This window comes from Phenylobacterium sp., from assembly GCF_044358365.1.
In the GTDB taxonomy this organism is placed as follows: Bacteria; Pseudomonadota; Alphaproteobacteria; order Caulobacterales; family Caulobacteraceae; genus Phenylobacterium.
Window position 1 is genome coordinate 1 of record NZ_JBIKNZ010000068.1, and the last position, 17,970, is coordinate 17,970.

At 65.5% G+C, this 17,970-nt stretch carries 20 protein-coding genes and 2 pseudogenes; 10 read left to right on the plus strand and 12 right to left on the minus strand.

Translation table 11 applies throughout. From position 1 onward, the window contains the following. Positions 1–52: 52 nt before the first annotated feature. The 8 genes and pseudogenes from ACIQ3B_RS14965 to ACIQ3B_RS15000 form a co-directional block, all read right to left on the minus strand. A pseudogene (locus tag ACIQ3B_RS14965) lies at positions 53–1,006 on the minus strand (NAD(P)H-dependent flavin oxidoreductase); the annotation flags it as partial. Between the two features lie 109 nt (positions 1,007–1,115). Beyond that, positions 1,116–1,424: a HigA family addiction module antitoxin gene (locus tag ACIQ3B_RS14970; protein WP_397403937.1), complete on the minus strand. Its 309-nt coding sequence runs from the start codon at positions 1,422–1,424 to the stop codon at positions 1,116–1,118. 8 nt (positions 1,425–1,432) lie between these two features. Beyond that, positions 1,433–1,729, minus strand: coding sequence for a type II toxin-antitoxin system RelE/ParE family toxin (locus ACIQ3B_RS14975; protein WP_397403939.1), 297 nt, complete (start codon positions 1,727–1,729; stop codon positions 1,433–1,435). An 86-nt stretch (positions 1,730–1,815) separates the two neighbouring features. Next, positions 1,816–2,010, minus strand: a pseudogene (locus ACIQ3B_RS14980) (FAD-dependent oxidoreductase); the annotation flags it as partial. Between the two features lie 28 nt (positions 2,011–2,038). Then, complete coding sequence (locus ACIQ3B_RS14985; RefSeq protein ID WP_397403941.1) at positions 2,039–2,557, minus strand: MotA/TolQ/ExbB proton channel family protein; 519 nt, start codon at positions 2,555–2,557, stop codon at positions 2,039–2,041. Positions 2,558–2,682: 125 nt separating this feature from the next. Beyond that, entirely contained in the window at positions 2,683–2,964 is a 282-nt protein-coding gene (locus tag ACIQ3B_RS14990) for a BrnA antitoxin family protein (protein WP_397403942.1), read from the minus strand. Beyond that, positions 2,954–3,220: a BrnT family toxin gene (locus ACIQ3B_RS14995; protein WP_397403945.1), complete on the minus strand. Its 267-nt coding sequence runs from the start codon at positions 3,218–3,220 to the stop codon at positions 2,954–2,956. The genes ACIQ3B_RS14990 and ACIQ3B_RS14995 overlap by 11 nt, the downstream gene beginning before the upstream one ends. Before the next feature lie 95 nt (positions 3,221–3,315). Then, positions 3,316–4,428, minus strand: coding sequence for an NAD(P)/FAD-dependent oxidoreductase (locus ACIQ3B_RS15000; RefSeq protein WP_397403947.1), 1,113 nt, complete (start codon positions 4,426–4,428; stop codon positions 3,316–3,318). A gap of 97 nt (positions 4,429–4,525) precedes the next feature. Here ACIQ3B_RS15000 and ACIQ3B_RS15005 point away from each other — a divergent pair, with 97 nt between their 5' ends. After that, positions 4,526–5,800, plus strand: a complete 1,275-nt coding sequence (locus ACIQ3B_RS15005) for a tetratricopeptide repeat protein (RefSeq protein WP_397403949.1) — start codon at positions 4,526–4,528, stop codon at positions 5,798–5,800. Positions 5,801–5,809: 9 nt separating this feature from the next. Here ACIQ3B_RS15005 and ACIQ3B_RS15010 read toward each other — a convergent pair whose 3' ends face one another. Both ACIQ3B_RS15010 and ACIQ3B_RS15015 read right to left on the minus strand, forming a co-directional pair. Further along, positions 5,810–6,001: a hypothetical protein gene (locus tag ACIQ3B_RS15010; protein ID WP_397403950.1), complete on the minus strand. Its 192-nt coding sequence runs from the start codon at positions 5,999–6,001 to the stop codon at positions 5,810–5,812. Beyond that, a complete protein-coding gene (locus tag ACIQ3B_RS15015) occupies positions 6,001–6,468 on the minus strand; it encodes a tellurite resistance TerB family protein (protein ID WP_397403952.1) in 468 nt (155 codons plus the stop codon). The genes ACIQ3B_RS15010 and ACIQ3B_RS15015 overlap by 1 nt, the downstream gene beginning before the upstream one ends. A 471-nt stretch (positions 6,469–6,939) precedes the next feature. On the opposite strand from ACIQ3B_RS15015, the gene ACIQ3B_RS15020 reads away from it, so the two are divergent. From ACIQ3B_RS15020 to ACIQ3B_RS15035, 4 genes are all read left to right on the plus strand, one after another. Next, a complete protein-coding gene (locus ACIQ3B_RS15020) occupies positions 6,940–8,109 on the plus strand; it encodes a serine hydrolase domain-containing protein (protein ID WP_397403954.1) in 1,170 nt (389 codons plus the stop codon). Positions 8,110–8,540: 431 nt separating this feature from the next. Continuing rightward, a complete protein-coding gene (locus ACIQ3B_RS15025) occupies positions 8,541–8,984 on the plus strand; it encodes a surface-adhesin E family protein (RefSeq protein ID WP_397403956.1) in 444 nt (147 codons plus the stop codon). A gap of 65 nt (positions 8,985–9,049) precedes the next feature. Beyond that, positions 9,050–9,652, plus strand: coding sequence for a TetR/AcrR family transcriptional regulator (locus tag ACIQ3B_RS15030; protein WP_397403958.1), 603 nt, complete (start codon positions 9,050–9,052; stop codon positions 9,650–9,652). 26 nt (positions 9,653–9,678) lie between these two features. Then, positions 9,679–10,572, plus strand: coding sequence for a phytanoyl-CoA dioxygenase family protein (locus tag ACIQ3B_RS15035; protein ID WP_397403960.1), 894 nt, complete (start codon positions 9,679–9,681; stop codon positions 10,570–10,572). A gap of 3 nt (positions 10,573–10,575) precedes the next feature. On the opposite strand, the gene ACIQ3B_RS15040 is transcribed toward ACIQ3B_RS15035, so the two are convergent. After that, positions 10,576–11,340, minus strand: a complete 765-nt coding sequence (locus tag ACIQ3B_RS15040) for a DUF169 domain-containing protein (protein WP_397403962.1) — start codon at positions 11,338–11,340, stop codon at positions 10,576–10,578. Positions 11,341–11,436: 96 nt separating this feature from the next. On the opposite strand from ACIQ3B_RS15040, the gene ACIQ3B_RS15045 reads away from it, so the two are divergent. Together ACIQ3B_RS15045 and ACIQ3B_RS15050 are read left to right on the plus strand one after the other, a co-directional pair. Continuing rightward, on the plus strand, positions 11,437–12,108 hold the full coding sequence (locus ACIQ3B_RS15045) for a spermidine synthase (protein WP_397403964.1): 672 nt from the start codon (positions 11,437–11,439) through the stop codon (positions 12,106–12,108). 1 nt (position 12,109) lies between these two features. After that, positions 12,110–12,601, plus strand: coding sequence for a YkgJ family cysteine cluster protein (locus ACIQ3B_RS15050; protein ID WP_397403966.1), 492 nt, complete (start codon positions 12,110–12,112; stop codon positions 12,599–12,601). 42 nt (positions 12,602–12,643) lie between these two features. Here the strand turns inward: ACIQ3B_RS15050 and ACIQ3B_RS15055 are convergent, their stop codons facing one another. Further along, on the minus strand, positions 12,644–16,069 hold the full coding sequence (locus ACIQ3B_RS15055; protein ID WP_397403968.1) for an indolepyruvate ferredoxin oxidoreductase family protein: 3,426 nt from the start codon (positions 16,067–16,069) through the stop codon (positions 12,644–12,646). A gap of 142 nt (positions 16,070–16,211) precedes the next feature. Between ACIQ3B_RS15055 and ACIQ3B_RS15060 the strand changes: the two genes are divergently transcribed. The 3 genes from ACIQ3B_RS15060 to ACIQ3B_RS15070 form a co-directional block, all read left to right on the plus strand. Further along, complete coding sequence (locus tag ACIQ3B_RS15060) at positions 16,212–16,709, plus strand: Lrp/AsnC family transcriptional regulator (protein ID WP_397403970.1); 498 nt, start codon at positions 16,212–16,214, stop codon at positions 16,707–16,709. Between the two features lie 8 nt (positions 16,710–16,717). Further along, entirely contained in the window at positions 16,718–17,341 is a 624-nt protein-coding gene (locus tag ACIQ3B_RS15065; RefSeq protein ID WP_397403972.1) for a DUF6338 family protein, read from the plus strand. Positions 17,342–17,538: 197 nt separating this feature from the next. Further along, on the plus strand, positions 17,539–17,970 hold a 432-nt coding region (locus ACIQ3B_RS15070), incomplete at its 3' end, for a pirin family protein (RefSeq protein WP_397403974.1).

The following is a 17,970-nucleotide window of genomic DNA, read 5'->3' on the forward strand; positions in this document are numbered from 1 at the left end:
CTGGTCAACAAGACGGTCCGCAGCTGGCTGAACGACCGGAAATAGGCGCGGTTCAGGCGAGAGACCTGGCCCGCCCGTACCTGGCGCCCAGCTCCGTCATCACCGTCTCGAACTCCGCGATCGTCTCGCTGAGAATCTGCGCCACCGGCTTAACGGAATCGATCCGCCCGGCGACCTGGCCGGTCAGGGCGATGGCGGCTTCCATGTCGCCGCCGAAGTAGAGCTGCAGGGCGTTCGCCATCTCACCCATGATGTTGGCCGGCGGCTCCAGTTCGAACCGTGTGGTCTTTTCGGTTCGCAACGCCCTGAGCGCCGGGCCGGGGCCGTGGCGGTTGAGGAACACCGTGTCGGTTTCCCTGGCGCCGACAATGCTGTCCTTCCAGTTCTGGTGAACCGGGCTCTCGGCGGCCGAGACCATGCGCGTACCCATCTGCACGCCCTCGGCGCCCAGGGCGAAGGCAGCGGCCATACTGCGACCATCGGTGATGCCGCCTGCCGCGATGATCGGCAGATCTGTCCGGGAACGCACCAGCGGCAACAGCACCATGGTGGCCACATCACGGCCGTTCTTGAACCCACCGCCCTCGCCGCCCTCGACCACCAGCCCGTCGACGCCCGCCTCGATGGCCTTCTGCGCCGCCGCCATAGACGGCACCACGTGGAACACGGTGAGGCCCGCGCCCTTCAGCGCCTCGCAGTAGCGGTTGGGGTCGCCCGCCGAGGTGGTGACGAACTTGACGCCCTGATCGGCCACGAACTTGACGATGTCCGGGTCGCGCACAAACGCCTGGGCGACATTGATGCCCCACGGCTTGTCGGTAAGGGTGCGCATCTTCTTCACCTCCTCACGCACCTCGTCGAGGCGGCCGGAGGACGTTTCGATTACGCCAAAGCCGCCCGCGTTGGACACGGCGCTGGCCAGCTGCGCCCGAGCGATCCAGCCCATCGGCGCCTGGACGATGGGGTATTTCACGCCGAGCAGATCGGTGATGCGGTTCTTCATGTGGGGCTCCCTTTGGGAGTGACTATGGCGCGGACGGAAGCGGTTTCAAACGGGTGTTTGCCATGGCGGCGCAGTCAGCAAGCCAACGGGAAAAATAGATTCCGCGATCAACCTACGCCGCCACGCCCAGCGGCCTCGCCCGCGCGATCCGCTGCAGCTCACGCGGGCTATGCATCGCCGCCCAGAGATCGTTGCGCCGCTGCAGGTTGAGCCAGAAATCCGCGCTGGAGCCGAACACCCGGGCGAGGATCAGCGCCGTGGGCACAGTGATGCTGCGCCGACCGTTGCACAACTCATTCACGTGCTTGCGTGGCACGCCCATGGCGTCCGCCAGCGCGGCCTGGGTCAAACCTAGCGGCGCCATAAATTCCTCCACCAGGATCTCGGCGACAGACGCGGGCTGGGCCTTGGTCATCAACATGGACGGACTCACCTGTAGCTATGGTCATCGAGATAGACGCCATGCGCTTCGCCGCGCGCGCCATCCCACCGAAAAATCAGTCGCCATTGCTGGTTCACACGGATCGAATGAAACCCGGCCAATGGACCCCGCAACTTCTCGAATTGATTGCTGGGCGGCGAGCGCAAATCCTGATCGGTCGTCGCATCGTCCAGCATCTGCAGCTTCCGAAACACGCGCGCCGCCAGGTCTGCCGGCACCGTCCTGGTTCGAATGTCATCGATAAAGTAGGCCCGCAGACTCTCATCCCGAAAGCTGATGATCATCTGCCGCTCCAATCAGGCGCTAATGTACCACCCCATGGGACATCTCGCAAACTCTCTCGCTCGTGGCTGGGACGCGAGTAGCCCGTTCAAACCCCCAACCGCCCCGCCACCTCTTCCCCGATCGCCAGCGGCAAGGTGAGCCCCGGGCTCTCGATGCCGAACAGCACCACCAACCCCGGCAGCCCATGCACATCCTCACCATCCAGCCGGAAGTCGGGCTGGGTTTCGCCGGGGCCGTGGATCTTGGGGCGGATGCCGGCATAGTCGGGGCTGAGGGTGCCGTGCCGATCGGTGGGCTTTCCAGCGGGACTAAGCCTCTGCGAAGGCCTGCAGACGGGCCTTGAGGTGATGGCAGGCGACGGTTGCGATCCCGGCCGCCAGGATTCCAAGGGTCAAGGAAAGAAAGGCCTCCGCCAAGCCCGGCGCCAGAGCAATCAGGTCCGGTCCAGGCCGCTTGTTGGTGATACCGACACAGATGGAGACGAGCCCATAGCTCATGCCTAACAGGCCGAATAACGGGGCCGCAGCCGCTTGGCCGGACAAGTAGGCGATAGCACTTCCCGCGCCGTCGACCTTGCGCTGGTGCAACCTGACAAACTGGATTAGCCAGATCGTCAGGGCGATTGCTGCAGCCACCGCGAGCCCGGACAACATCAACTTCATGACTGGCGCGGATTCGCTGTAAACACCGACGAGGGTCAGGCGGTCGGTCGTTGGTATCTTGGTGAAAGTTGGATCACTCGCGGATGAGCGCGCGATGGCTGGCACGGCTATGAGCACAGCGCTGATGGCAACAGCGAAGCATGGCAGCGCTCGTCGGAGTTTCAATTTCCTGGTCTCCAAATCTGGCATACCCAACTATGCGGAGACTATTCTCACACTTCCGAGAGTCAATGCGCGGACGAAAACACAGAAAAGTACATGCTATGGTTGATTTGACCCGGTCACGCCTCTCATTTGTCGCCGTCACCAATCAATGCCTCGAGATCCGCATTCAAGCGCGTCTGCCAGCCCGCACCCTGGGCACGATAGTGATCGAGAACGCGCGCTGACAGGCGGATTGAGACCGGCGTCTTGGTGGGCGATTTTGCCGGGCCGCGCCCTCTGATGAGCGCCTGAAAGAGGCCTTGCGGCAACACCTCGGAGGCAGGGCGCGCCCTGTCGAAATCCACCTTTGTCCACTCGGGATTGTCGTCGAAGTCTTCGTGATCTGGAGTCACCGCCTTAGAGGCCATAGCGCTTCAGCTCCTTGTGTCTGGCGCGCCGATAGCTGATGGCGCGAATGGTCGTTGCATTGATCACGGTGAACACGAGGCAGCGGCCCTGGCCGTCGGCGTATCCGAAGGCGCGAAAGCGCGCCTCGCCATAGTCGAAGCGATCATCACGCGTAATTACAGAGACCGTGAAATCGAACCCTTCGGCCTCGGACAGCGGAATGCCGTGCTTGGCCAGATTGGCGGCGTCCTTCGCGGGATCGAACTCAACGGCCACACTTAAAATGTATATACAAAATAACCAGACGACAAGGCAAATCGAGTATGCGCCGCTTATACATCATGTAGGTGGGCCGGCGTCGCCTTGCCCCTTCATAGCCCCAGCCTGACCGCCACCTCTTCGCCAATCGCCAGCGACGAGGTCAGCCCTGGGCTCTCGATTCCGAACAGAGCGACCAGCCCCGGCAGCCCATGCACGTCCGCCCCGTCCAGCCGGAAGTCCGGTTGCGTCTCGCCCGGCCCGTGGATCTTGGGGCGGATGCCGGCGTAGTCGGGGCTGAGCACGCCGTCGGGCAGACCCGGCCAGAACTTGCGGATATAGGCGTAGAAGGCCGGCGCCGCGCCGGGATCGACCGAGTAGTCGAGGGTGTCGACGAAGTTCAGGTCGGGGCCGAACACTCCCTGCCCACCCATGTCGCGGCGGTAGTGAGTGCCCAGCGCCCCCGGGATCGGCGGCGGATAGATCAGCCGGGCGAAGGGCGCCTTGCCCGAGAGCCGGAAGTAGATGCCCTTGCCGAAGTGGAGCTTGGGGATGATAGCGGCCGGGAACCCCTCGATCGTTGCCGCCACACCTTGCGCCGACAGCCCGGGCGCGGTGACCAGATAGCGGCAGGTCAGCACCGTGGGCTCAGCGCCGCCCGCGCGCACCTCAAAGCCCCCGCCCTCCAGCGGCGTCGCGCCTTCGAACGGCGTCGAAAGCACCACCGCCCCGCCCGCGGCCTCGATCTCGCCCTCCAGGGCCAGCATATAGGCATGGCTATCGAACACCCCGCTCTGCGGTGAGATCAGGGCCCCGACGCAGGCCAGTTCCGGTTCGAGCGCCAGCGCCTGAGCCTTGGTGAGCACCGCCATGCCCTCGACGTCATTGGTCTGCGCCTGGGCCATGATGATTTCGAGGCGCGCCAGATCGGCCTCACTTTCGGCCACCACCAGCTTGCCGCAACGGTCATATTCCACGTGATGTCTGTCGCAGAACGCATAGAGCCGGCGACGCCCCTCCACGCAGAGCCGCGCCTTCAGCGATCCCGTCGGATAGTAGAGCCCGCCATGCACGACCTCGGAGTTTCGCGAGGAGACGCCCTGGCCAATGGCGGCGTCCTTCTCAAGCACCGCGACTGTCAGGCCACGCTGTCCAAGGGTATAGCCGCAGGCCAAACCCACAGCGCCCGCGCCCACCACCACAACATCAAAATCGAACTCGACCATGACGTTCGCCTATCGCGGAAGACCGGCTTTGGGAACCCGCGCGAAGTCGCCAATCCGGTGTTACAAGCGGCGAGCAACGCGCTTGAAGGACGAATTCATGCAACCAGCGGATCGGCAGGGATTAGCCCTTTCCGGCGCCAGCGCCAGGGCGGCGGAGCTCTATTGCGAGGCGCTGGGCGCCTACCATTGCTATTCCGGCGAGCCCTTTCCGCTGTTGCGCTCGGCCCTGGCCGATAGTCCGGATTTCGTCATGGCCCATGTGCTCAAGGCCTATATGACGCTGGTCGGCTCTGACCCGAAGGTTCGCGCCATGGGCCTTGGCGCCGTGGCCGCGACCGACGGCCTGGCCGCTACGGCGCGCGAAGCCGGCCACGTGGCGGCGATCCAGGCCATTGCAGCGGGCGAGTTTCAGGCGGCGGGACGGATCCTGGAAGATGTGTCCATTGCGTTTCCGCATGACGTGTTGGCGCTGCAGGCGGGCCAGCAGATGGACTTCCTGACCGGCGACAATCGCATGCTGCGCGACCGGATCGCTCGCGCCCTGCCCGCCTGGTCAGAGGGCATGCCGGATCATCACGCCATTCTGGGTCTGCACGCCTTCGGGCTGGAGGAAACCGGCCAATACGCCCGCGCCGAGGCGTCCGGCCGTCGCGCGATTGAACTGCAGCCCCGCAACGGCTGGGCGCAACATGCGGTCGCCCACGTGCTGGAGATGCAGGACCGCCGCGCCGAGGGGGTCAGATGGATGCGGGAGAATGCGCCCGACTGGACTCCCGAGAGCTTCTTCGCCATCCACAACTGGTGGCACCTGGCCCTTTTTCATCTGGGTCTGGGCGACATCGACGAGGTGCTGCGCCTGTACGACGGCCCGATCTATGGCGAAGGTTCCACCATGGCGTTCGACATGGTCGACGCTTCGGCACTGCTCTGGCGGCTCAAATTGCACAATGTTGAGGTCGGGGACCGGTGGGCCCGACTGGCCGACAACTACGCCCTCCATCCGCACGGTCAGTACGCCTTCGATGACGTCCATGCGATGCTGGCGCTGGTGGGAGCAGGTCGCGATGCTGAAGCCGAGACCACCGTCGCCACCCTGCGCGCCGTCGCCGCCGGGACGGGGGAGAACACCGGGATCACCCGTGAGGTTGGATTGCCGATTGCGGAAGCGGTCCAGGCCTTTGGGCAGGGCCGCTACGGTGTCGCCGTCGAACGCCTGCGGACCGTGCGCAATCGTGCGGCGCGATTCGGCGGCAGCCACGCCCAGCGCGACATCATCGATCTGACGCTGATCGCCGCAGCAGGACTGGCCGGTGAAACTGATCTGGAACGCGCCCTGCTGGCCGAACGCGCGGCCGCCCTGCCCCTGACCTGACCGAAGGCGTCAGACCCGGATGTCGAGGGTGTGCGCCGATACGCGGCGCAGATGCGTCTCGCCCGGCGCTGCGTTGACTGGTTTAACCGGGACGTTCGTCGGCGAACTGGCGAACCCGGCCGCCTGCAGGCGTTCAAGTGTCGCCACCTGAACGTCCAGCGCCCGGAATGGCGGGAGATAGGGCGTGGATCCGATACGCATTATCGTCTCCCATCAGGTGCAATGACGCCGAACGGCGCCGGGTCAAGGTTCAGGAGCTGGCATACATCCAGGATCGCCTCGCGCTCCGCCCGGTCCAGGCCGCCGTCGGCGACGGCCACCCGACAGGCAGACTCCACGACCAGACGGCCGAGTTCCGGTTTGCCGGCCAGCTTGAGGATCGCCGCCTCGGCGCGTTCGGCGGCCGCGATCGAGTCCTGCTCGAACTGTCGGATCAGCACATCAAACGCCATCAGGCATCGCTCGCCGCCGAACACGGTGGTCGCATCCACGCGTTGCATCCGGGCGCTGGCGCTCTTGCGTTCCTCGACCGTAACCCAGCCGTCTGCATAGGCGACGAGGGCGCAGGCAGAAACCAGGGCGTCCAGTTGCAGGGTGTCCAGGGGGTTCCAGCCCGCGCTGCCGGCAGTTCCCGGCGTGCTGGCGGGCGCTTGGCTGGCGAGGGTCAATGTTTGCCTCTTCGGGGGGCGCGCACCGGGATCGGTGCACTGTGATTGGACCACGGGTCGTTCCGGCGCGCGGGGCCCAGAACCTCCCTGACACTGACGACGCCATAGCGATCCTTCGCAATAGCATCCGAGCGTAGCAGAGCTACCCACAACCGTTCGAAAATCGATCCTGCCATTGAAACCACCTCTGTAAGCGGAGAGGGCGCCCGGGGCCGGGCTGGGGGAGAGCCAAATGGCCGCCGAGCGCACTCTCTAGCGGTCCGACATCACGATCTTTCGGGGGAGGAAAGATCGCCAGAGGGGCCCGGTCCGCTTTCTTAAGGTGGGAGCGCAAGCCGAAGCCGCAAGTCATCCGCAGATTAAACATCAAAATAGTCGTGATGAATTTTCATCATCATTGATTGCCGTTTGCGCGGGAGGCATATCGGGTACGGCAGGCCCGGATCAGAGGCCGAACCCGGGAGAAGCCCCATGCGCAAGCCCAACCTGGCCCTGAGCCTCGCGATCGCTCTGACGGCGTCGCCCGTATTGGCCCAGGTCGCCCTGAAGCCGGAGACACCCTCGATCCTGGTCTGGACGCCGCAGCAACAGAGCGACGGCTACCGCGCGATCGAAACCGTCTACAAGGTCAACACGATCAAGCGCGGAGATCGTGTCCGCCCGCTGCCGATGGCGAAACGGCAGATCGACGTCACCTTCGATTACGGCGGCAAGACCTGGACGGCCGACACCTTCATGAAGGCCAACAATGTCTCCGGCGTGCTGATCCTCAAGGACGGCAAGGTGCTGATGGAGCGGTACGGCATGGGCCGGAAGCCCCGCGACCGCTGGACATCCTTCTCCGTCGCCAAGTCTGTGACATCCACCCTCGTGGGAGCTGCGATCCAGGACGGCAAGATCCGCAGCCTCGAAGCCCCGGTCACCGACTACATCCCCGAGCTCAAGGGCTCCGGCTACGACGGCGTCTCCGTGCGCCAGTTGCTGATGATGAGTTCCGGCGTCGCCTGGAACGAGGACTACACGGATCCGAAATCAGACGTCGCCCAATCCACCACCATGACGGTGGAGCCCGGCGTCAATCCGCTGGTGCGCTACATGAGCCGCCTTCCGCGGGTCCACCCACCGGGGACCATGTTCCACTACAACACCGGCGAGACTGATCTGGTGGGAATCCTGGTCTCCAACGCGGTGGGCAAGAGCCTGTCGGACTACGCCTCGGAGAAGATCTGGAAGCCCTATGGCATGGGCCAGGACGCTATCTGGATGGTCGACCCCGCCGGGCGCGAACGGGGCGGCTGCTGCATGTCGATGACGCTTCGCGACTACGGCCGGGTGGGGCAATTCATCCTGGACGGCGGCAAGGCTAATGGGACCCAGGTGCTGCCGGCCGACTGGACCGCAGCCGCAACCACCACCCAGATCACCAACGGCATCCCCAGCGGCTACGGCTACTTCTGGTGGATGCGACCCAACGGCAGCTACGAGGCCGTCGGCATCTTCGGACAATCGATCACCACCTTCCGCGACGACCGGATCGTGATCGTCACCAACGCCGCCTGGCCCAGGGCGACCGACCGGGAAATTGGAGCCTTCCGGACCGCATTCCTGAACGCCGCGCGGGCGGCCGCGAAGGCCGAGTAAACCGCCGCGCAGGATGTCCAATCCTTAACTGGCGCCGACTCCGGCGAAGCCCTACCTTTCGAAAGCGCAGAGCGGTCCAGTGAAATCGCTGATCATCGTGGAACCGGCTGCGATGCTACACGATTGTTGTCCAGACGGATGGCCCCGCTCCCCAAGGGGTTCTGCCGAAAACTGAAAGTCGCACCATGTCGCTCGCCGCCGTCGCCCGCCAGATCCACAGGAACTCCCCCGCCCTGCTGACGCTCGCGATGGCCGGTCTCGTAGTCGGTTTCGCGACGGTCGGCCTTGTCGCCTGAGCGAACCGCCGCCTACGCGAACCTTCGGGGGCCCTCGGGCCCCTTTTTCATGGCCCTGCGCCGGCCCGCGCTTTCCACTGGACGAGTGACGCTGATGGCCGGCGTAATGGCCCCATGCAGGATACCCGGACGAATATGCGACATTTGGGTCTGACGATGCTCGCGATCAGCGCCGCGGTCGGACTGGCGGGTTTCGCGCCTTCCCTGTCTATGCCCGGCACGACCGCGCTGGAGAAATCTGGCTGGACCCTGGTGACGGCCAGCGACGACACCAACGTCTACATGCGCGCTGCAACTCCGGCCGACACCGGCCTGCGCCGGGTCTGGACGGCCTATGATGCGGGCCGGACACTCCAGCGCGACGGGTTCAGCTTCCGCTCGGTCCGCAGTCTGGGTGAATACGATTGCCGCAAACGCCTCTCCCGCGTCGTCGAGGAGACCTTCCACGCCAGGCCTGCGCTGACCGGAAAGTCCTGGCAGCCCCCGGGCTTCATCCCCACCCCCTGGGTCGCGCCGGTCCCGGAATCTGTGGGCGCGATCCGCATGGCGTTCGCCTGTCGGGCCTTGAGCGACGTTTGACGTCTATGCGGGCGCGGGTCGATCCGAGGGCTGCCAGAACGGATGAATTTTGCATAATTACGGTTATGCCAAAACAGGTCGACGCCGAAGCCCAGAGACTTTCCATCGCCGAAGCCGCGATCCGCGTGATTGGCGATGGCGGCCTGGAGAACGCGCGGCTTCGCGATGTCGCGCGATCAGCCGGCGTCACCACCGGGGCCGTCACCCACTATTTCGACGGCAAGGATGCGGTGCTGCTTGCCGCTCTGGACGAGATGATCCGGAGGATCCTCGAACAGCAGACAACCCTGCCGAAATGCATGCCCCCGGGCGAGGCCGTGTTCGAGATAGCCTGCGACATCCTGCCGCTCGATGAGGCTTCCCGCACCGAATGGCGGGTCTGGCTGGCGTTCTGGGGCGGGGCGATGGGCAATGAGCGCCTACGCGCCAGGCACCGCGCCTACTATGTCCGGATCGTGGATCAACTGGCCGATAGTTTCAGCGATTTGGCGGGACTTTCCCCCGAACAGGCCAACCAGCTGGCCGACGCTGTCGTCGCCGCGGTGGACGGCGTCGGCGCCCGCGCCACGCTGGAGCCCGAACACTGGCCCGCATCACGCGAGCGGCAAGCTCTCGCCACCTTGCTGAAACCTCTCCTGCGTCCGCTCGATGACGCGAACCTGTCCTGAAGCAACAACGGTCCGGAGACCCCGCCATGCCCAGTTTGACCCACCTCCCCGCCGATACGCCCATCGACGACATCATGGCGGTGCTGGACCGCGACGGCGCCCTGATCCTCGACAATGTGATCAGCCCCGCCGAGGCTGACGCGTTCCGCGAGGAGCTTCGCCCCTATGTGGAGGCCACCAGCCCTGGCCGCGACGGCTTCACCGGCCGCAAAACCACGCGCACCGGCGCCCTCGTCGCGCGGTCGAAGACGGCCCGCGCCGCCGTGCTGGACACCCGCATCCGAGCCATCTGCGACAAGGTGCTGCTACCCAACTGCGAGCGCTACCAGCTGCATCTGACCCAGCTGATCCGCATCATGCCCGGCGAGCCGGCCCAGCCGATCCACCGCGACCGCTGGGCCTGGGGCCGCTACCTCAAGGGGATCGAGCCGCAGCTCAACACCATCTGGGCGCTCACCGACTTCACCGAGGCCAATGGCGCCACCCAGGTCATCCCCGGCTCCATCGACTGGCCGGACAAGCGGGTCGCTGAGCCCGCCGAGATCGGCCGCGCCGTGATGCAGCGCGGCTCGGTGCTGATCTATACCGGCACCGTCTTCCACAGCGGCGGCGCCAATGTCAGCGATGAGGACCGCTGGGGCCTCAACATCACCTACACCCTGGGTTGGCTGCGACAGGAGGAGAACCAGTACCTCTCCTGTCCGCCCGAGATCGCGCGCACTCTGGATCCCGAGCTCCAGGGCCTGATCGGCTACGCCATGGGGTCCTACGCCCTGGGCTACTACACACCGCCCCTGCCCGCAGGAGAAGGCCCCGAGATCGTGCCACCTGAGTTCGCGTTGGGACGCGCCGACGGGGCGCCCAGCATGGGAACGGCGCAAATGCGCGAGGCCGTCACCGCCGACAAGCCGGGCGCCTGACCGTCAGGGCGCGTAGCTCACCGCCATCCCGGCCCGCACATCCTGCTGCACGCCGTACTGCGGGAAGGGATAGCGGAAGCCGTTCTTCGACAGCGCCCGCATGCCGGTGATCGCCTTCATCAGGTGCTCCGGCGGCGTGGCCATCAGCATCTCGTCGTCCAGCACCCCGCCATAGCGGCGCTCCGCAAAGCAGGGGATCGAGAGACTGGGCGTCCGCGTGGTCAGCGCCCGGCCCCAGCTGTCGGCGCAGGCGCTCTCGCCCACCACGCCCCAGTCGAACTTCTTGTAGCCCGACCATTGCAGCCCGTTGATGAAGTACATCATCGCGCCGGGCGTCGCGTAGAACAGCGCGATGTCCGGGTCCTTCAGCTTTCCCGAGGCCAGCGGCCCCACGGCCAGCGCGTCATACTGGCCATCCGGCACGCAGTGCATGGCAGACTGGTGCGCCGTGGCGTCCTCGACCGTATCGAACCAGACCCCGGTCATATGCTTGCCCGACTGCCACTCCGGCGTCTTGGCGTTGCCCAGCCCCACCACAGCGCGACACTGGGCGCCGACCAGATCATCGGCGGTTATGCCCACGGTCCAGCCCAGCCGCGAGGCCTGGCCCACCACCTGATCCAGGGTGTGCACGTGCTGCGGCCGACGGATCCGCGGGATCGCCTCCATCTCGGCCCGGTCGGTGAACATCTTCATGCCGAAGGGGATCGAGCGCAGTTTCAGCAACTGCTCCAGATCGGCGACAATGGTGGGCCAGTCGTGATCCATGGGCGTCTCCTCCAGCGTTTCGCCAGAAGCTGCGGCCTCGGGCAGCCAGATGCAAGCGTCCTATCGGCTCTGCCCCCTTCCCGCTAAGACACCGCTATGAACCCCTGGATCCACCTCGACACTGCGCAAATCCCCGGCGGCGGGGAGCTGAGGCTCATGCAGCGGGGGCAGGATTTCTCGATCATGTCCGGCACGATCGAGCTGATGAACAGCCGCCTCTCCGGCTCGGAAATCGCGCTGGCCAATCTGGCCTGGGCCAAGATCCAGGACCGCAAGGCGCCGCGCATGCTGATCGGCGGGCTAGGCATGGGCTTCACCCTGCGCGCGGCGCTGGCCGACCTGCCGAAGGACGCCCAGATCACCGTGGCCGAACTGGTGCCGCAAGTGATCACCTGGGCCAAGGGGCCGCTGGCCCATCTCTATAACGGCGCGCTGGGGGACAAGCGCGTCATCCCGCGTCAGGTCGATGTCGCCCAGCTGCTGGCCGACGCCAATCCGCCCTATGACGCCATCCTGATGGACACCGACAACGGCCCCGACGGCCTGAACCGCGACGCCAACGACAGCCTCTATTCCGTCAGCGGCCTGGCCGTCATGCGCAAGGCCGTGAAGCACGGCGGCGTGCTGGCCGTCTGGTCCGCAGGTCCCGACCAACCCTTCGCCGGGCGCATGCGCCGCGCCGGTTTCGCGGTGGAAGAGGTCCAGGTCCGCGCCAGCCCCTCCGGCAAGGGCGCCCGCCACATCATCTGGGTGGGCGTGGCGAGATAGGATGGCCGGGCGCACCAAAGTCTGCGGCCCCTGTGGCCTGTGCTGCAAGGTCTTCGCCGTTGAAGAATTGCAGAAGCCGATGGCCGCTTGGTGTGTCCATCACCGCACCGGCGCCGGCTGCAGCATACATCCCGACCGCCCCGCCAGTTGCCGTAGCTTCGAGTGCGTGTGGCTGATGGACCCGGAGATGCCGCGCCGCTTCCGTCCGGATCTGACGAAGGTGGTGCTGGATCAGGACCCGGACGGCGCCCGCCTGATCGCGCGCTGTGACCCGTCCAACGCCCGCGCCTGGCGCCGCGAGCCGATGTACAGCGCGCTTAAGGCCTATGCGGCAAAGACCTGGGGAACCGGCAGCCTGGTGCTGGCGGTGGCAGGCCGGCAGACCTGGGTGATCGCGCCTGGGGAGGATGTAGATCTTGGCGAGGTAGATCCGTCGGCGGGGATCCGAGTGGTCGAACGGGCCGATGGGGTCATCAGCGTCGAGGTAGGTTGATGGTGTCGATCAGGGAAGGCGCCAACCTCATGGGATGGCCATTCAAGTCGACGCCGCCTCCCACACACCCCACAGGCGCGCCGCCTCAGCCTTCGCCGGCCCCACCGAAGCCTCTTTCACATGACCATACCCGCGGATGGTCTGCGGAACCTGAGCCAGCTTGACGGCCGTCTCAAGGCGCTCCTGCGTCAGGCCCGCCACAATCCGGTCCAGCTCCGCCTCGAACGCCGCGATCAACCCCCGCTCCATCGCCCGCTCTTCGCTGTAGCCGAACATATCCAGGGCCGAGCCGCGCAGGCCCTTCAGCCGGGCCAGCACCGGGAACACCGCGTCAAGCATCCAACCCGGGAAGGCGATCTTCTGCGGCTTGCCGTCAGGGCCCTTCTTCGCGATCAGCGGCGGGGCCAACCACACCTTGGCCTTGCCGCCGGTCCAGGTCTCCGCGCGGTACTTCGCGAAGCGACCATCGGTGTAGAGGCGGGCCACCTCGTACTCGTCCTTGTAGGCCATCAGCTTGTAGAGGCTGACCGCGGCGGCGCGGGTGAGGTCATCGGTGTCGCCCACGGCGCGTTCGGCGGCGGCGATGGCCTCGATGCGTTTCAGATAGCGGGTGGCGTAGGCCCGGTTCTGATAGGCGGTCAGCTCTTCAGCCCGCGACGCGATCAGCTGATCCAGCGGCATCGTCTCCGGCGTCGGCGTCGCCATCTCTGCCGGCGCGGCCAAGCCTGGATCCACCGACACCTTGCGTCCCAGTTCGAAGGCCTGAAGGTTCAGCTCGGCCTCGACGCCGTTCAGCTTGATCGCCCGATAGAGCGCGCGGCTGGACACCGGGATCACGCCCTTCTGCCAGGCGAACCCCAGCATGATCATGTTGGCGTAGATGGCGTCGCCCATGTGGCTCACGGCCAACTCGCTGGCCGGCGCGGAAGCATATGATTTCGTCGCGGCGGCGATCCGGCGCCCCTGCTCGTCGGCATCAAAGCGCACGTCCCGGTCCGCAACGAAATCGGCCGTGGGCGCGAAGTCGGCGTTGCCGACAGCCACCGTGCGGTCCCTGGCATAGAGGCTGAGCGCGTCCGGCCCCGCCGCCGACAGCACGTCGCAGGCGATCAGCACGTGGGCGCTGGCGGCCGGCACGCGCCCGCCGATCACGCTGGTCTCGGTCTCGCCGATGCGGACATGGCTGAACACCGCCCCGCCCTTCTGCGCCAGGCCGGTCATGTCCACCGATGACGCGGCGCGCCCGTCCACGTGGGCCGCCATGGCCAGGATCGAAGCCACGGTGGTCACGCCCGTGCCGCCGACGCCGGTGAAGACGATGTTTTGCACGCCGTTTTGAGGGTGGAACTCCGGCAGCGGGGTCGCGTCCGCCGTCAGGGCGGGTTTCGTCTCATGGTGCGGATTCTCGGCGCCCTCCAGGGTGATGAACGACGGGCAGAAGCCATCGAGGCAGGTGTAGTCCTGATTGCACGTCGACGGATTGATCCGGCGCTTGCGGCCGAATTCGGTGTCGAGGGGTTCGACCGACACGCAGTTTGACGCCTTCGAACAATCGCCACAGCCCTCGCAGACCAGCGGATTGATCATCACCCGCATCGGGGCAGCCGCCATGGTTCCGCGTTTGCGGCGGCGGCGTTTCTCGGTGGCGCAGACCTGATCGTAGATCAGCACCGTAACGCCCGGCACCTCGCGCAGGCTGCGCTGCACCGCCATCAGCTCGCGGCGCGGCTTGACCTCTACCCCGGGAGCCAGGTCGGTGACGGTTTGGTAGCGTTCGGGCTCAGCGGCCACGATCACCACCTTGCGAACGCCCTCTGCCGCCAGTTGACGCGTGATCTGGGGGACGGTGAAGCCGCTCTCGGCCGCCTGGCCGCCGGTCATGGCCACGGCGTCGTTGAACAGCAGCTTGTAGGTCATATTGGCGCCGGACGCGATCGCCGCGCGGACCGCCAGCGACCCTGAGTGATTGTAGGTCCCGTCGCCCAGGTTGACGAAGACGTGCTTCTCGGTGGTGAAGGGCGATGCGCCAACCCAGCTCAGACCCTCGCCGCCCATGTGGCTGTTCAGGTCGGTGGACGGATCGTTGAAGCTGGCCATGTAGTGACAGCCGATGCCCGCCAGGGCGCGCGAGCCCTCCGGCAGGCGGGTTGAGGTGTTATGTGGGCAGCCCGAGCAGAAGAAGGGCTTGCGCTGCTGGTCGCTGGATAGCGTGACCGCCGCCATCGAGGCGGCCGACACCCGGCTCAGATAGTCGTAGACCCGGTCCATATGCGGGCCGGGCGGCAGTCGGTCGGCGATGGCCAGCGCGATCTCCGCCACCGACAGCGAATTGAGTTCGGAGAGCAGCGGCGCGCCCGTCTCGTCGGTCTTGCCAATGATCGTGGGCCGCGCATGGGCCGGAAGGTCGTAGAGCGCTGCACGCGCCTGGGTCTCGATCAGGGCGCGCTTGTGTTCGATCACCATCAGGGTCTCGAGGCCGGCCGCAAACCCGCGCAATCCCAGAGGCTCAAGCGGCCAGGGCATGCCGACCTTGTAAATGGCGACGCCGAGATCGGCAGCCTCCTCCGGGCTGATCCGCATGGCCGCCAGGGCCTCGATCACGTCCTTGTAGGCCTGGCCCTGGCAGACGATGCCCAGGCGCGGGCGGCTGGAGCCCAGCACCACCCGGTCGATCCGGTTGGCGCGGGCGAACGCTAGGGCGGCGGGCAGTTTCTGGGTGCGGAGGCGACGCTCCTTGTCCAGCGGCTGATCCTTCAGCCGGATGCCGAGGCCACCCAGCGGCATCCGGAAGCCCTCAGGGATGACGATCTGATGCCGCGACAGCGACACATCGATGGTCGCCCCGGAATCCATGGTGTCGGCGAGCGCGATAATGCCCACCCAGAGGCCGGAGAACCGCGACATGGCGATACCCATCAGGCCGTAATCCAGCACCTCCTGCACATCGGCCGGCGACAGCACCGGCATCTCGAAGTCCTGGAACGCGAACTCCGATTGCGACGGCAGGGTCGAGGACTTGCAGGTGTGGTCATCGCCGGCGACCGCCAGCACGCCGCCCCTGGGGAAGACGCCGGCGAAGTTGGCGTGCTTGAAAGCATCGCCCGTGCGGTCCACGCCCGGCGCCTTGCCGTACCACATGCCATAGACGCCATCGAACAGGGCGCCCGGGAAGAGGTTGGCCTGCTGGCTGCCCCAGACGGCGGTGGCGGCGAGGTCCTCGTTGAGGCCCTCCCTGAACACCACCTCGGCGGCTTTCAGATGTTTCGCGGCGCGTGCGGCCTGCTGGTCAAGCCCGCCGAGGGGCGAGCCGCGATAGCCGCTGACAAAACCCGCCGTATTGAGTCCTGCGGCCTGATCCAGCCGGTGCTGATCGATCAGAACACGCAGCAGCGTCTGGACGCCGGTGATGAACACCCGACCGTCCGTGAGCAGAAACTTGTCGTCGAGCGTCACATCCTGGTGCCGCATCGCAATTTTTTTCCTTCTGGGCCTCTCCCCGCGACGTGCACGATCCTATAAGCTCGCTGGAATTGCTTGCTAAAATCATGCCCCGGAGCACGGTTTCCGGGGCAAGAACACCACGCTTTCATACCCACTGCAGGAGGAAAAATTGCCCGAGGTTCTTGACGCAGTCGATGCCAAGATTCTGGATCTGGTCCAGCATGACGCCGGACTGTCGGTGGCCGAGATCGCCGAAAGGGTGGGGTTATCCTCCAGCCCGTGCTGGCGGCGGATCAAGCGCCTGGAGGATGCGGGCGTGATCCAGCGCCGGGTGACCATCCTCGACCGCGACAAGCTGGGCCTGAGTTTCGAGGTCTATTGCACCGTCAAGCTAAGCCTGCCCACCAGAGATAATCTCGACGCCTTCGAAACCGCCATCACCAAGCTGGCCGAGGTGGTCCAGTGCGCCACGGTCACCGGCGCCTGCGACTATGAGCTGCGCATCGTCACCCGCGACATGCACGCCTTCGACAACTTACTCCGCGACAAGATCCTGAGCCTGGGGCTGGTCTCGAACATCGAGAGCCGGATCGTGATCCGCTCGGTCAAGAACACCACCGCCGCGCCGTTGGGACTTGTCAGCGCCTATGTGAGTTCGCAGGGGTAGGCCGGCCGATGGGAGACCTCAGCAAAATCGCGACGCTAACCCCGGTCCAGTTCTGGGCGTTGATTGTCCTGTTTCTGCCGGGCTTTCTGTCATTAAAGCTGCATCGGTTCCTTGACCGACGCGCGACCACCGCAACGGAAGCCCTGATCGATGTGGTCGGCTTCTCACTTCTCAATGCTTTCGTTTTTGCTTGGCCGATCTACCTGAACAGCCAGTACCTAATAGAGCGCAGCCCCTACTGGCCGGCCATCATTGGAAACGGGTTGTTGGCCTGCATCGCGGGGCCGTTGATTTGGCCCCTCGCATTCCGCCTGCTGCAACGCTATGGGCTGCGCGGCGGCTGGCTTCTTGGCGAGCAGAAAACGGCATTCGACGCCTACTTCAGTACGAATGAACCCTGCTGGGTGATCGTGCATCTGGCTGATGGCGGCAGGATTGGCGGATACTTTGGCGGTGAGTCATTTGCCTCCGCGCATCCGCACTCCGGCGACTTCTATCTCGAAGAATTATGGGAGATTGACCCAGAGGGTCATTTTGCTCAGCCCATCGCCAATTCCAAGGGTGCGATCTTCCATCGGAACGACTATATCTGGTTGGAGTTCTTCTGGGACGATCCGGTGAAGCAGGATTAGCGGCAATGGAAAAGCGAAAGTCCTCCAATACCTATATCCAAGTTCTACGGGATGGGTATTCACCCAAGGCCGATGGTCCGAAGAACCCGCCAAGGGGTGCGTCGGCGTTGAGTCAGGCCCCTCGGTCGTCGTTGAGTGAAGGCCCTCGGCGTGACACCACCGGCAGGTACCTTGGGACGGCGTCCTCCAAGAAGTAGATGATCGACCTCATCATCGACCAGCGCCGCAAGGACCTCGGCGGTTTCGAGGTTGGCCGCGTGCTGCCGTTTGTGAAGCGGCGGATGGTGGGTCCCTTCGTGTTCTTCGACCATATGGGTCCTTCCGCGTTCCAGCCCGGCTTCGGGCGCGAGGTGGACGTTCGACCGCATCCTCACATCGGGATTTCCACCGTCACCTATCTGTTCGAGGGCGAGATCACCCACCGCGACAGCGTGGGGGCCGTCCAGCCGATCCACCCGGGCGAGGTCAACTGGATGACCGCAGGCTCGGGCATCACCCACTCCGAACGGTTCGAGACACACCGGGCCCAGGGCGGAACCCTGCACGGCATCCAGGCCTGGGTCGCCCTGCCCGACGGCCAGGAGGAGATCGCGCCGGCTTTCGCCAATCACGGGCCGGCCGACCTGCCC

Bases quoted from the DNA above. Each gene is read 5' to 3' on its own strand.
- ACIQ3B_RS15035 (WP_397403960.1), top strand. From the start codon at position 9,679: ATGCCCAGTTTGACCCACCTCCCCGCCGATACGCCCATCGACGACATC.
- ACIQ3B_RS15065 (WP_397403972.1), top strand. From the start codon at position 16,718: ATGGGAGACCTCAGCAAAATCGCGACGCTAACCCCGGTCCAGTTCTGG.
- ACIQ3B_RS15055 (WP_397403968.1), bottom strand. From the start codon at position 16,069: ATGCGGCACCAGGATGTGACGCTCGACGACAAGTTTCTGCTCACGGAC.
- ACIQ3B_RS15025 (WP_397403956.1), top strand. From the start codon at position 8,541: ATGCGACATTTGGGTCTGACGATGCTCGCGATCAGCGCCGCGGTCGGA.
- ACIQ3B_RS15005 (WP_397403949.1), top strand. From the start codon at position 4,526: ATGCAACCAGCGGATCGGCAGGGATTAGCCCTTTCCGGCGCCAGCGCC.
- ACIQ3B_RS14970 (WP_397403937.1), bottom strand. From the start codon at position 1,424: ATGTTGATGACCAAGGCCCAGCCCGCGTCTGTCGCCGAGATCCTGGTG.
- ACIQ3B_RS15040 (WP_397403962.1), bottom strand. From the start codon at position 11,340: ATGGATCACGACTGGCCCACCATTGTCGCCGATCTGGAGCAGTTGCTG.
- ACIQ3B_RS15020 (WP_397403954.1), top strand. From the start codon at position 6,940: ATGCGCAAGCCCAACCTGGCCCTGAGCCTCGCGATCGCTCTGACGGCG.
- ACIQ3B_RS14975 (WP_397403939.1), bottom strand. From the start codon at position 1,729: ATGATCATCAGCTTTCGGGATGAGAGTCTGCGGGCCTACTTTATCGAT.
- ACIQ3B_RS15000 (WP_397403947.1), bottom strand. From the start codon at position 4,428: ATGGTCGAGTTCGATTTTGATGTTGTGGTGGTGGGCGCGGGCGCTGTG.
- ACIQ3B_RS14990 (WP_397403942.1), bottom strand. From the start codon at position 2,964: ATGGCCTCTAAGGCGGTGACTCCAGATCACGAAGACTTCGACGACAAT.
- ACIQ3B_RS15050 (WP_397403966.1), top strand. From the start codon at position 12,110: ATGGCCGGGCGCACCAAAGTCTGCGGCCCCTGTGGCCTGTGCTGCAAG.
- ACIQ3B_RS15010 (WP_397403950.1), bottom strand. From the start codon at position 6,001: ATGCGTATCGGATCCACGCCCTATCTCCCGCCATTCCGGGCGCTGGAC.
- ACIQ3B_RS15045 (WP_397403964.1), top strand. From the start codon at position 11,437: ATGAACCCCTGGATCCACCTCGACACTGCGCAAATCCCCGGCGGCGGG.
- ACIQ3B_RS15030 (WP_397403958.1), top strand. From the start codon at position 9,050: ATGCCAAAACAGGTCGACGCCGAAGCCCAGAGACTTTCCATCGCCGAA.